At 43.5% G+C, this 12709-nt stretch carries 12 protein-coding genes; 4 read left to right on the top strand and 8 right to left on the bottom strand.

Annotated elements, in window-relative coordinates; genetic code table 11:
- The first annotated feature begins 100 nt into the window (after window positions 1–100).
- Genes EHO59_RS16185 through EHO59_RS16195 form a run of 3 tightly spaced genes read left to right on the top strand, consistent with a single transcriptional unit; the run spans window position 101 to window position 2626 of the window.
- Entirely contained in the window at window positions 101–1330 is a 1230-nt protein-coding gene (locus EHO59_RS16185; RefSeq protein ID WP_135589491.1) for a DUF445 domain-containing protein, read from the top strand.
- A 2-nt stretch (window positions 1331–1332) separates the two neighbouring features.
- Window positions 1333–1632: a hypothetical protein gene (locus EHO59_RS16190; protein ID WP_135589492.1), complete on the top strand. Its 300-nt coding sequence runs from the start codon at window positions 1333–1335 to the stop codon at window positions 1630–1632.
- A gap of 10 nt (window positions 1633–1642) precedes the next feature.
- A complete protein-coding gene (locus EHO59_RS16195) occupies window positions 1643–2626 on the top strand; it encodes an alpha/beta fold hydrolase (RefSeq protein ID WP_135589493.1) in 984 nt (327 codons plus the stop codon).
- Between the two features lie 9 nt (window positions 2627–2635).
- Here the strand turns inward: EHO59_RS16195 and pgsW are convergent, their stop codons facing one another.
- From pgsW to EHO59_RS16230, 7 genes are all read right to left on the bottom strand, one after another.
- Window positions 2636–3739 carry a poly-gamma-glutamate system protein gene (gene pgsW / locus EHO59_RS16200; RefSeq protein WP_246053057.1) on the bottom strand — a complete coding sequence of 368 codons (1104 nt, stop codon included), beginning with the start codon at window positions 3737–3739 and terminating at the stop codon, window positions 2636–2638.
- A 5-nt stretch (window positions 3740–3744) separates the two neighbouring features.
- Window positions 3745–4221 (bottom strand): poly-gamma-glutamate biosynthesis protein PgsC, encoded by a 477-nt coding sequence (gene pgsC / locus EHO59_RS16205; RefSeq protein ID WP_135589495.1) that lies wholly within the window; start codon window positions 4219–4221, stop codon window positions 3745–3747.
- Window positions 4221–5414, bottom strand: a complete 1194-nt coding sequence (gene pgsB, locus EHO59_RS16210) for a poly-gamma-glutamate synthase PgsB (protein WP_135589496.1) — start codon at window positions 5412–5414, stop codon at window positions 4221–4223. The genes pgsC and pgsB overlap by 1 nt, the downstream gene beginning before the upstream one ends.
- 40 nt (window positions 5415–5454) lie before the next feature.
- On the bottom strand, window positions 5455–7062 hold the full coding sequence (locus EHO59_RS16215; RefSeq protein ID WP_135589497.1) for a SpoIIE family protein phosphatase: 1608 nt from the start codon (window positions 7060–7062) through the stop codon (window positions 5455–5457).
- Window positions 7063–7097: 35 nt separating this feature from the next.
- Window positions 7098–8630, bottom strand: coding sequence for a PAS domain-containing sensor histidine kinase (locus EHO59_RS16220; RefSeq protein WP_135589498.1), 1533 nt, complete (start codon window positions 8628–8630; stop codon window positions 7098–7100).
- A 220-nt stretch (window positions 8631–8850) separates the two neighbouring features.
- Window positions 8851–9207, bottom strand: coding sequence for an FKBP-type peptidyl-prolyl cis-trans isomerase (locus tag EHO59_RS16225; RefSeq protein WP_342776351.1), 357 nt, complete (start codon window positions 9205–9207; stop codon window positions 8851–8853).
- 47 nt (window positions 9208–9254) lie between these two features.
- On the bottom strand, window positions 9255–9614 hold the full coding sequence (locus tag EHO59_RS16230) for an RNA recognition motif domain-containing protein (protein WP_135589500.1): 360 nt from the start codon (window positions 9612–9614) through the stop codon (window positions 9255–9257).
- A 226-nt stretch (window positions 9615–9840) separates the two neighbouring features.
- Here EHO59_RS16230 and EHO59_RS16235 point away from each other — a divergent pair, with 226 nt between their 5' ends.
- A complete protein-coding gene (locus EHO59_RS16235; RefSeq protein WP_135589501.1) occupies window positions 9841–12165 on the top strand; it encodes an inorganic phosphate transporter in 2325 nt (774 codons plus the stop codon).
- Window positions 12166–12356: 191 nt separating this feature from the next.
- Here EHO59_RS16235 and EHO59_RS16240 read toward each other — a convergent pair whose 3' ends face one another.
- A complete protein-coding gene (locus EHO59_RS16240; RefSeq protein WP_135589502.1) occupies window positions 12357–12665 on the bottom strand; it encodes a DUF1272 domain-containing protein in 309 nt (102 codons plus the stop codon).
- Window positions 12666–12709 lie beyond the last annotated feature (44 nt).

Here is a 12709-nt window from a genome sequence, read left to right on the forward strand (position 1 = left end):
GGTTCCGGGAAATTGGGAAAAATAACTTGCAGCGCATTCCTCGGAACGGGACTTTGCATTAGAACCAAGCATTATAACGTACGCTACAGGAATCGAAAATATGGATCTATCCTTCTTAAGTCAAAACAAAGAATTAATCGGAATCATCATGATGCCGTTTACCTACGGGTTCGTAGGTTGGTTCACAAACGTAGTCGCTCTGAAAATGACCTTCTATCCCCTCGAATTCATAGGAATTCCTCCATATTTAGGATGGCAAGGGATCGTTCCTAAGAAGGCTCAGAAACTGGCGCTGAAGTCCGTGAATATCATGACGGAAAGGTTGATCAAGGTGGAGGATTTCTTCTCCAAGGTAGACCCGGAACAATTAGAGACAGAGTTCCAACCTGTATTGAATGACCTCATTCCTTCTGCTACTCATGAGATCGTACATCATATCAATCCGGATCTGAGAAAACATTTGGAGAACGGTCACGGAGAAGAGATCGTAAGAGCTGTCCAAGAGAAATGCGCTCATACAGTGAAGAATATCATGACCCAAGTAAAGGAGAATGTATCTTCTGTTTTTAATTTCCGCTCCTTGGTATTGCGCAAACTTACCGGTCCCAACGTAAAAAGAATCGTGGACATCTTCCAAGAAGTCGGCTCTAAAGAATTTACCTTCATAGAAAGATGCGGCTGGTATCTAGGGGGTGCCTTAGGAATACTTCAGGCAGTTCTTTGGAATTATCTTCCTATCTGGTGGACCCTTCCTATCCAAGGAGTCATTGTAGGTTATATTACGAATTGGGTCGCACTCACCATGATCTTTCGTCCTCTATATGAGAAAAGAGTCGGACCGATCAAATACAGAGGCTTGTTCCTAGCCAGACAAGAAGAAGTTTCCAAGAAATATTCCAATGTGTTCGCAACCCAAGTCTTAACCGCAAGAAATGTTCTCGAAGAGATCTTATACAAGAGAGCTGCAAGAACACTCGTAGAAACCATCCAATCCGAAACAGAAACCGCAGCTAAGAGATTGAATCTAGGCGGTGAATTAGACACAGAGAATAAGGGAGAAGACTCCGATTTCGAGAACACAAAGAAAGAAGTCATCCGCAAGGTAAGCGATTCTCTCGCAGGAAGTTCCACCAAACTAGAAACCTATATGGGAAGAGCAATGAGCATAGAAAACAATATGTTCAAGAGAATGAAGGATCTCCCACCAGAAGAGTTCGAACCTATCTTAAGATCTGCCTTCCAAGAAGACGAATATGTATTGATCCTAATCGGCTCTGTGCTTGGAGCGATTGTAGGACTCTTCCAAGGCATTTACATGCTTGCGGTATAATCGTGAACCTCATTCGAGTAAAAGAATCGGATCCGGAATCATTTCTCAAGAAACTCACTCGCGCAATTGCGGGTGGGGAATTGGGAAGTGTTACCAAATTCGATCTGAAGGACGACGATTTCTGCATACGCTTTAGCGGGTTAGGCGAATCCCGTATCTGGTATAAACTGGAGAGAGACGAATCAGGATTTCTCGCCACGAAAAAAAGAGAAAAGATTGCTTTACTCCATCTCGCATTCAGGCAAGAAATGGAAAAAAATCTGCAAGGCGTCTTAATACGATTAGGAGCCGAGATCTCTTAAACTTTTTCGAATGTTACAAATTGGTTCGGATCCTAAAATCGCAGAACTTCCTTCCGGGATCCGAATCGCTTACCAAGTCTTTCCCGGAAAATCTCAAATCCCTCTTTTTTGTGTTCATGGACTTACCGGCAATCTGCGTAACTTTGAACCGATCGCAAAGAATCTTTCCAAGAAAGGAATTACGGTCATCACCTACGATCTAAGAGGAAGAGGAAAGTCGGACAAACCTAAAACTGAATATTCTCCTAAGATACACGCACAGGATCTAAAAGAACTCGCAAACTTTTTAGGTTACGGACAGATCTACGTTCTTTCCCATTCTTTAGGAAGTTGGATCACTCTTCGCTTAGCAGAGAATGTTCCGGGATTCATCGACAAGGCGATCTTAGTAGATGGAGGCGGAGAATTATCCGTCAAAAGAAAGATCTCCAATTTGATCATGATCCAAAGTTCCTTGGCAAGACTAGGTAGAAATATTCCGAACAAGGAAGTTTATTTGGAGGAAGCCAAGAAATCTCCTATTCTTTCTGCCTGGAACGAGAATATTCAAGATTTCTTAATGTACGAATTAGAATCATCCGGAACTCTCTCCCCTTCCCTTATGCCCAAAGAAGAGAGTAAACCGTTCGGCCCTGTGCTTTGTTCCATTCCCCCTTACGTGATCGAATCGGAGCTAAAGAGCATGGGAGGAGCAATGACACTTTCAGGGATTGCTTTGCGATTTCTAAAAAACCCATTCGAATTCATACGATCCGTTCGAGAGAACCGGGTCATGCCGTATTGGGCCTTGGATTTTCCGGTTCTCGTAATCCGTGCCTTAAAGCCGAATTTCAAACCAGGTGACGAGCTTTTGCCTAAATCAGCGATCCGCAAAATGAAGGCAAAGATAAAGAATCTGCAAATCCTGGAACTAAAGGACAAGAACCATTACGAATGTGTTTTATTAGAAGATGCGGAACGAGATAAAGAAATTTATAATTTTCTAAAGTCTTAAAATAAGATATCAAAGCGATTGGTCTTTATCTTCCTCCAAGAAAGAATCCGTTTTAAAAAACACGTAAAGTAAAGCCAGCTCGCATACAAGCGCAAATAGAACCAACCATCGATTGTATTCCAAGTCTTTGAATATCTTCCCTTCTCCAGGAAGAGGAACTTCTTTTAAAGAAGTCGGAAATCCATTCTCTTTCGCAATCGATTCTATGCTGACCAAATGCAATACAGGCACTCCTTCCTTACTGAAATCTTTCATCAACGAGTCCCTGGATTTAGAAACTATCGGCAGTTTCAAATTCAATCCAGGAACAAATTCTCTGGAGCCTGATTTGCTTCCGACAGAAACCGTTCCACCACCCACATTGATATAGGCCTTGTATTGCGAGATTGGAAGCACGGATTCGTATAGCCTTCTTCTTTCTTCCAAGCTATCCGAATAGGAACTGCTTTTCAGCAAGGGCTTGGAATTTCGTAAGGCGGCCCTTTCTAAAAATGAAATTCCTTCTTTCGGAATTCCTAGGGCTCTATCTTCCACTCCTCCCAAACTCAATGCCAAAGATCTATAGGGAAGAATATTGCGTTTTTCTAATTCTCTTTCCATATCCACCCAAAGAAATTCGGGATCATTGGCTCCCCATTGAGAAGAAGACAAGCTGGAAATAGATACAACTCTCAGATCCAAAACTTTTGCAGCAGCATATACGCAAATATTTAATGCAGGAAAAGAACCGGAAAATGCGACTGCGACCGTGTCCCCTTTTTGCACTCCTGCTTTTATTAGGTAGTCCAGGACGAGGGCTGCAAAGTTCGGATTAATAGAGATCTGTTTTGCTCTCAATACTCCCAAATTGCTTGTCACAGGTGTGAAAAATTCCCCGATCAAACCGTAACCACTCGGATCAAAATCGGATCTGATTTCTTTGTTTCTTTCGAGTCTGATCTTTCTTATTTCCTGAAATGCTTGGAGAGCAATCTTAGCTGCCTGCAATTTTTTCTCAAAGTGCGGCTGGACCGTTTCCTGCTTACAAGTTTCTACCAAATACAAAACAAAAAGAGAGAAGATTCCAAAGACTAAATAGTATCCAACGGATCTAGGAGAAGATCTCCAATACATTCCCTTCAAGAAAGTAGCTCCTTTCCGAAGAATAGGATCAGGATCAAACGAACGATCACGGCAGCGCTCAATAAAGAAGAGATTGTCTCAATATACCCTTGCCGATCCATCCATACCGCAATCAAGCCAGGAATGATATGACCGATGGCTCTCGCCTCGGAGGAAAGATTCTGAAAGCCTAATATAGAATGAGAGAATAAGAAAGGAAAGGCCCACTCGTTGCAGGCCGCATCTAAAATAAACCCGATCAGAAGTAGAATTGCAGTTCTTCTTTTTCCGTATAGGATGGTGAACTTAGAGACCAACTTTCCAAGTCCTAATACAAGCAGACTCACAATGAGAGTCAAAAGAATATTGAGCGGATTTTGCAATTGGAGTGCAAAGTATCCAGGAACCACGAGTCCACCCGCAATTCCAAATAGTTCCGAAAAGAACAGACTAACTCCTAAGCCGATGCCTATGGAAATACTTAATAAATCCATTATACTCTAACGAGTCCTTCCTTCTCTCTTACAGCTTGTATCATCTGAATTCCAAGTCCTCCGATATTTCCAAGCCCAACCACCAATGCATCCGAATGGACCATCTCTTCTAATTTCTGAAAGATATCTTTGTAGTTCACGGCGTCTACCAAGACCAATTGATCCGAGGGAAAACCGAATTTCTGTGCAATCTTTGCGAATACTTCTGTTCCTTCTCCCATGCAGAGTAAAAAATCCGCAGGAAATTCTTTCCAAGAAAGAATTTCACGGGCCATCTGTTCCGATCTTTCCGGCCTATCTTTTCTACAATTGACCAAGGCGATCCGGAGACTCGTATCCATAGCTAAAGAGTTTGCCCAATCCCAAACCTGTTTTGCGGATAGTGGATCGTTCGCTGCAAAACCGTTTACGAATCGGATCTGCGCTCTTCCCAAAGAAAAAGAACAGGAAAAGGTCGCACCCAGATCCTGAGAGGCAGTCCACATTCCTCGAATTGCAGTCTCAGAAGAAACGCCTAAATTTTCACAGACCTCTAAGGCAAGGATCACATTTTCAAAATGCTCATAATATGCAAAATTTTGCATATACTTTTCGCGATCGTATCCTTCTTCCCTAACGGAAACCAGTTCGGAGTTTCTTTTCTTTGCAATTCTCTGCAGAATAGGCAATGACTCTTTTTCAGTAGTAAATATGATCTTATTCTTTGGGATCGAACCGGAAATTGCCAAGGCTACATCTTCCTGAGTCGGACCCATGATCTCCAAATGATCTTCTCGAATATTCGTGATGACTCCATGGGTTGCTCTGATAAGCTTTTCTTCGGAGATTCTTTGGTTAAAAGGAATAAGCGCCATGCATTCCAATACAATTGCATCTGCAGAATGCGAAGCTGCTTCTTTGATGGCATCTTTTTGCTCTAGTATATTCGGAGTTCCGAATCTTCTAATATCTATTTCGGAACCGTCGGGTAGGATCAATCTGGGAAGTGTTCCGGTGGTTTTTGCGAATACTTTCCAGCCGCCTTCTCTCAAACCGGCTGCTATCAAGCGAGTGACAGAGCTTTTGCCTCTCGTTCCGTTTACATGGATCCGAATCGGTATCTTTTCTCGAACTCTTTTATGGATCCAATATTCAAGGGCTCCCAAGAATACAAGAATCGCGAATAGAAAGAATAAGATCGAGATCTCAAACACAATTGGAAATTAGAAAGCGGGAAGAAATGAGTCAACAGGATTATGATAGAGAAATAGAAATCAGAGTAATATCGTCTTGCGCTTCTTTTCCTTCCAAATGAGTTCTCATCTCCTTGATGATCTGCTTCTGCAATTCCTTTCCTTCTAAACTGGATTCCTTAAAGATTGCTTCTATCCTCTCTTCTCCGAAAGGATTATGCTCTGAATCGAATTCTTCGAAGATCCCATCGGTAAGCATGAGTATGCTGTCTCCGGAAGAATATTCGTATTCTTCTTCTCCGTATTCCATCTTAGAATTCAAACCAAGAAGAGATCCTGTTCTTTCCAAAAGACGAACCTCTTTCTTCGATTTCCAAAGAAGGGCTGGATGTCCTCCGGAGGCGAATCGGATCTTTCGATCTATAGTATCTATATCTAATATGAAACAGGAGAAGTACATCTGCAGATTTTTAAAATTTCGACAATAGTCCGTATTGATCCCTCGTATTAGCTCTCCGGGAGAATCCGCTAAATACTTTAGAGGTTCATAAACCCCTTTGATCGTCATGGTAACAAGAGCAGCTTGCACTCCATGTCCAGTTGCATCCGCAAGAATAATGCGCAATACGCCTGGACGAGACTCGAAGATATCGTACCAGTCCCCGCCTACTTCCATTACGGGAAGATACGTAACGTAGGTCTGAACCCCAGGAAGAGTATAGTCTATCGGAGGAAGCAAACTGTTCTGGACTCGTTTCGCGAGATTTAATTCTTCCTTCATCAATCTAAAGAAGATAGAAAGTTCATTGGAACGAGCCTCTACCTCAGCTTCCAGATTTTCGAGAAGGTCCTGTCTCTCTCTGTCTACTCTCTTTAGCTCTTCGACTGTTCCTCTTAATTTCCTTTGGGTCAAGGTTCTCTCAGTGATATCTCTTAGGATCAAAGTGTATCCTTTTCCGGAAGAAGTGGTTACCTTAGAAACGGAGGCTTCTATAATCGGAGTAGTTCCATTCTTTCTCTTAGCTTTAAAAGGGCCGAATATACCTCTCTCTGGATCATCACCTAACTTGCGTAATACGGAACAGACCAGGGATTTGTATCTCTCAGGCAAGAAGAAAGTAATAGGCTTTCCTGTGATTTCCCAAGAAGAATATCCGAATAAACGCTCTGCGGCAGGATTGATCAGAGTCACTTCCATAAGATCGTTCAAGGAAAGAATGGGATCCAAAGAAGTCCGAACTAGCTCGGAGAGCCTCTCTTCGGATTCTTTCAGTTTTACCTCACCTTCCTTTCTGGAAGTTACATCCCTTAGATAAACTGCGATATCTTCGGGGGAAGGAAAGATACGGACCTCATACCAGATCTTTTCTGTGGGATCCAGAATCTCCAGATCCTTGGGAAGACCGGTTTGCATCGCCTCCACAAGGGTAGGAAAAAGATTCGAATAACCGAATTGGGGAAGTACCTCAGGAAGTCTCTTGCCTACGAGATTTTCCCGGATAATATCCAGAAGTTTTTCGGCCTCGAAGTTCGCGTATAAGATCTTTAATTCCCTGTCCAGGGAGAGAAATGCGTCCGTAATCCTTTCTAAGATTCGAATTACGTCTTTTCTTGAGGCTGAGCGAAATGCGGCTCGGATTCCGGAAGACTTTTCTTCGGTATCGGACATAGAAGACCTAAAGTATCTTCCGCCCGAACGTATGGTCAAGAAATCTTTTCGGCCGCCGGTAGGATTACATGGAAGACTGCGTATTCATCTTCTACGCTTTCTACATCCATGTCCCCACTCATTTCCCTGACTATGTCGTAACTTACAGAGAGACCGAGCCCGGTTCCCACGGTTGTAGGTTTTGTGGTGAAAAAAGGATCGAAGATTCGATTGATATTTTCCTCGCGGATCCCGATTCCAAAATCCTTAACGGTCACTTCCACATAGCGTTCTCCGTTACGAAATAATTGCCTTTGTCCTACTATGATCCGTTTCTTTTCGGAAGGGAATGGAAACTTATCATTCAGAGAATCTCTGGCGTTCGTGATCAGGTTCAAAAATACCTGTTTTAATTTCTGGGGTTCTCCGATCACGAGAGGAATGTCCATATTCTTTTCGGAATCGATTAGAGTATCCACGCCTTCCATAATGATCGCGTCTTTCGATAAGAATGGAAGAAGAAGCTGTATCGAAGAATGCATGATCTCTCCAGTGGAAACATGTGCCTTGATCCCTTCTTCTTTATGAGCAAATCCTAATAGACTTCTAACAATTCCGGAGATCCTCTCGCTTTCTCGAATGATCACTTCGACATTTCTAAGCAGAGTTTCATTCTCTTCTACCTGTTCTTTCACGAGTTCTGCGTAATTCAGGATCCCAGTGAGAGGATTATTGATCTCGTGAGCGACTCCCGCTGCCAAGGTTCCCAAGGCTTCCAGTTTTTGGCGATGTCTTTGGGATTCCATTCTTCTCAAACGATCCGAATCGGATTCCTTCTGTTTTGTGGTATCCGAGACAGTAAGTAAGATTGCGCTAATCTCTCCTTGCTTGGTGACCGGAGAAATACGGATAAAGTAATGGCTTTTCTTTCCTGTGAAGCTACTCCATTCTTCAACCGATTCTGCGTTGCCTGTGACGAGCACCTTGGAGATAAAGCTTTGGAGTTTCAGCGCATCGGTTTTCTTTAAGATCTGAAAGAGATTTCTTCCCTGCACTTCCTCTGCACTGGCTCCAGTCAGAGTCTTATTCACAAAGAGTATATTTCCGGAAAGATCTAGGATGACTACAATGTCCAAACCTTCCATCAAGAAGGAACGCCAACGATAATCCGAATCCTCCAAAGAATAATCTTTAAGAAGTCCTTCTTCATCCAATTCCTGCAATTGAACTAGGATGGTCTCGTTTGCTGTTGGAATTCGATTCGCTCTTATAAATACTTTGCGATATGCACTCCCGTTAAAAAGGCGGGTCCTTGCAGTAAATAGATGTGGCTTATGTTGCTTTTGGAAGTTATTGAGGAAAGCATCCATCAGACTTTCTATATCATCCGGATGAGCAAACTGAGTCCACTTCATGCGGTTTTGGATATCTTGCTTGGTCTTTCCCGAAAGAAGTTCGAAGCGGTGATTCACAAGGCTGATCGTTCCATCCGCCTCTACCAAGAATGCCGCGAGAGGTTGGTACTCGAATAAGGTTTCATAAGATCGAGTTCCCGAGTCAGATAGAAGAATACTGTTTTCTTGGCTCAACTTACTTCTCCTCCTATCCTTTCACCCTATAGTAAATGGGAAGAGAGAGCTTTCTAAAATATTACAATCTCGAAAAAAAATGCGAAACAGCTTTCAAGCTGGCACGAAAAATCTAATCGCTTTGGATTAGTGAAGAGGAAAGTGGGAAGTGATTCGTGATATTTTGAACCCGTTGCCTTCGAATTCATGATCCGAAAGCAACAGAATTAACACAGAAATGTCAGTAAACTTTGAGCAATTCTACTTCAAAGATCAGAGTAGAGTTCGGAGGAATGGAGCCTGCTCCGTTCACTCCGTAGCCTAATTCAGGAGGAATGGTCAATTTTCTGATTCCACCTTCCTTCATTCCTTGCACTCCTTTGTCCCAGCCTTTAATCACTTGGCCAGCACCCAGATCAAAATGAAAAGGAACTCCTCTGTCCTTAGAACTATCGAACTTCTTACCGTTCGTTAGCCATCCTGTATAATGAACAGTTACATTAGAACCGTTGAATGCTTCCTTACCGGTTCCTTTCTTAATTTCCTTTATAACAAGCCCACTGGAAGAAGGCTGAGCAAGAGCGATTCCTCCTGCCATTAAAACTGCAAGCACTAGCGCGCTAAATGATACTGTTCTTTTAAAATTCATTTACCTCTACCTCCTGTACGTCTGACGGAACTGGAGAATCCGCCTTTCGTTTGGCTGGACTGGACCTTGTTCTGAGAAGGACCGCCTTTGACCGATTGCTTCTTATCGAATTCTTTTTTCCATTCGTCGGCGTCTACAACCGTGATGGCTTTTCCGGAAATCTCATGTTTGTTCAGAGCTTCCACTGCCTTTTTACCGGCCTCATCTTCCATCTCCAAAGAACCATACCCGAGAGATCGCCCGGTGAGTTTGTCCTTCTTGATGGAAATATGTTCCGGCTTTCCGAATTTGGAAAATAGCTTTTCCAGTTCTTCTTCCGTTAATTCTTGAGGAAGATTGCCCACTGAAATCTTCATACCGCCTCCTATTTCTATCGTGACGATGGCCGCCCCACCTTGCCGGTCGGAGCCGCTAGAGCCCATTCTTCTAGGTCTGGGAGAAATCGAAAGCGCATTTCAAAGTTTGCTCTTTGAAAAAGAAACTCGCGGAAATTTAGGTTGTGGCCGTCCCAATCTCTCAAATAATACCCTTTAGTCGCCTAGATGGGCGGTTCTTTCCTTAAATTTTCCAGGAATATTGGTTATGGATTTCTTCTTAATCATCGTAGGAGTCATGGGCCTACTAGGCGTCATGGACCTGCTCGTCGGTGTTTCCAATGACGCTGTCAATTTTACAAATTCCGCGGTCGGTTCTAGAGCTGCTTCCCGCAAAATCATCCTGACAGTCTCCGCATTCGGGATCCTTTTAGGTGCACTTAGCTCCAGCGGCATGATGGAAGTCGCCAGAAAAGGGATCTTTCATCCGGAGTTCTTTAGTCTAGCGGAGTTGATGTTCTTATTCCTTGCCGTCATGATCTCGGATATTGTCTTGCTGGACCTGTACAATACCCTGGGTCTTCCGACATCTACTACGGTTTCCTTGGTATTCGAGCTATTGGGAGCCTCCCTAGTGCTCGCTATCCTAAAAACGGATACATTAAACGAAGCCTTTAAGATCATTAACTCAGAGTCTGCTTTGAAGATTATCTTCGGGATAGCGCTTTCGGTGATACTCGCCTTCTTTGCCGGCCTAGTCCTCATGTTCCTTTTCCGGCTCTTGTTTACATTCCGATTGGACAAGACCTTGAAGTGGTTTGGAGGGATCTTCTCCGGGCTTTCAATTACGGTAGTGATCTTCTTCATTTTACTTACTGCGATGAAAGGATCGGCAGTGATCAGTAAGGAATCCATGACTTGGGTCCAGGCAAACTTCCAGAACATTCTTCTGTTCAGCTTTTTGGGATTTTCTCTCTTGTTCCAAGCCTTGATTCTTTCCGGAGTCAATGTTCTAAAGCTAGTCGTGCTTTTCGGAACAGGTGCTTTGGCCATGGCATTTGCGAGCAATGACCTAGTAAACTTTATCGGAGTTCCAATCGCGAGCTTACAGACTCACGAGCTGATCAAGGCTGCCGCCGGAGATGCAAATACAATGGCTTCCGGACTCGGAAAGGAAGTCTTTACGGACAATCGATTGCTACTCGGAGCTGCGGCAATCATGATCATCGCACTCTTTAAATCTAAGAAGGCAGAAACAGTTACTCGCACTGAAGTAAGTTTAGGCTCCCAAGGAGAAACCTTGGAGGCGTACCAGACGAGCTTAGGAGCTCGTGTGTTCGTGCAGATTGCTTTAGGGATCTATACTCCGATCCGAGCCATTCTACCTGCCGGAGTTCGGAATTGGATCGGATCTCGCTTCAAGCAGATCGGACCTCTAGAACTAGTGCGTCTGCATGAAAGTGATGCATTCGATCTACTGAGAGCCTCTGTGAATATACTGATCGCTTCCGCGCTCATTCTATTCGGGACGGTTCAAAAACTTCCCCTCTCTACTACTTTCGTGACCTTTATGGTGGCAATGGGAACTTCCTTAGCGGATGGAGCCTGGCAGAAAGAAAACGCAGTCAATCGAGTCAGCGGAGTATTAACTGTAATCGGCGGCTGGTTCATGACTGCCATCTTTGCTTCCATTACTGGAGGATTGATTGCAGCGGCATTCTATTTCTTCGGATTCGCTGCAGTCGTAGTCGCATTAGTATTCACTCTATTCATAGTGATCGCCTTCAACCGCATCCACAAGAAGAGAAAAGCGGAATACGATGACACATTAGAAAAACTTGTATTACTAAGCAAGCACCCTGAAAAGGCACTTTCCAGATCCGTATCTTCCCTCCTTGCAAATCTATTACTCGCGAAGAAGGCAATGAACACACTTTCTTCCGGATACATGAACGGAAAGAAGAAGGATTTTAAACAAGCCGCTAAGATCCTAAAGAACCTGAAAAAGAATTATGAGAACTCCATCTCTGGTTTCTTGAGCTTAGTAGATAAACATTTCGAGGAATCGGAATACCAAGCAATCCATCCTTTTACAAATGCACTCGGATACATAGATCGGATCGCGGAGAATCTTACCAATATACTCAGAAGTTCTTCCGAAAAGATAGATCGCTTTCAGACAGGACTCACCAAAGACGAGAAAGAAGATCTAAAAGAGCTCAGAAAATTGGCAGAAGATCTATTCGAACTTCTCTCGGAAGCGGATAAGGTTCCTGGCTTGGTAGAAAAAGCAAGATCCGGAAAGAGAACCAAGGAACTCGAGGATATCAAGGTACGTATCTACAAAAACCAAATGAAACGAATTCATAAAGGAGATAGCAGGCTCAAATCCAGCGTCACCTATTTCGTAGTCGTGGAAGAATTAGTGGATATCAACGAGAACTTGTTCGGCCTTGCAGAAGAGTTACTTTGGGTGCTTCCTTGGGTAGAATCCAAGAAGAAGCAATTGCTCAAGGCAAATCTAAACAACGGCCATAAACTTGAATTTCCCAAGGACAAGAAGGGAAAGAATAAGAAGAAAAAGAAAAAATAAGAATTCGCGTGTCCCTGATCCGACGTGGCCCCCACCCTCTTCGGGTGGGGAGGTGGGTCCCCAGTGGGAGGGACACGTCCGCTCTATCACAAATTCATAATTCTTGCAACGAAGAAATTTTCGCCAAAATTCTGTGGGAACTCTTATAATAGGAACGCGCATTCCCAACTAAGAGAAAGGATGATGGTCTCTTATCTCTCTTCCGGTCGCAGCAATCGAATCTTTTCCGCAAAGGAAGCATGAGCCTGTAAATCTACTGGGCGATGCTTCCTTGTTGTGGAAGCTGGATAAAATTCCAGACTATCTTTTCCCTTCCAAGTTTTCTTTGGACGGATCGGACGAGACACAAAGCCTCCTCCGCAATTCGGGCAAACATTCCCAAAAAGAGTATCTACACATTGTGCGCAGAAAGTGCATTCAAAAGAACAAATTCTGGCATCTAAGGATTCAGGAGGAAGGGGCTTATCGCAATGTTCACAGCTCGGACGAAGTTCCAACATTTGATTCTCCTATTTCCAACCAGGCTCTTCCCGCCTGATCAGAA

This window comes from Leptospira semungkisensis (assembly GCF_004770055.1).
Lineage (GTDB): Bacteria > Spirochaetota > Leptospiria > Leptospirales > Leptospiraceae > Leptospira_B > Leptospira_B semungkisensis.

Excerpts from the sequence above, each read along its gene's own strand:
- EHO59_RS16185 (WP_135589491.1), top strand. The coding sequence starts at position 101 with ATGGATCTATCCTTCTTAAGTCAAAACAAAGAATTAATCGGAATCATC.
- EHO59_RS16235 (WP_135589501.1), top strand. The coding sequence starts at position 9,841 with ATGGATTTCTTCTTAATCATCGTAGGAGTCATGGGCCTACTAGGCGTC.
- EHO59_RS16240 (WP_135589502.1), bottom strand. The coding sequence starts at position 12,665 with ATGTTGGAACTTCGTCCGAGCTGTGAACATTGCGATAAGCCCCTTCCT.
- EHO59_RS16230 (WP_135589500.1), bottom strand. The coding sequence starts at position 9,614 with ATGAAGATTTCAGTGGGCAATCTTCCTCAAGAATTAACGGAAGAAGAA.
- EHO59_RS16215 (WP_135589497.1), bottom strand. The coding sequence starts at position 7,062 with ATGTCCGATACCGAAGAAAAGTCTTCCGGAATCCGAGCCGCATTTCGC.
- EHO59_RS16195 (WP_135589493.1), top strand. The coding sequence starts at position 1,643 with ATGTTACAAATTGGTTCGGATCCTAAAATCGCAGAACTTCCTTCCGGG.
- EHO59_RS16225 (WP_342776351.1), bottom strand. The coding sequence starts at position 9,207 with ATGGCAGGAGGAATCGCTCTTGCTCAGCCTTCTTCCAGTGGGCTTGTT.
- pgsW (WP_246053057.1), bottom strand. The coding sequence starts at position 3,739 with ATGTATTGGAGATCTTCTCCTAGATCCGTTGGATACTATTTAGTCTTT.
- pgsC (WP_135589495.1), bottom strand. The coding sequence starts at position 4,221 with ATGGATTTATTAAGTATTTCCATAGGCATCGGCTTAGGAGTTAGTCTG.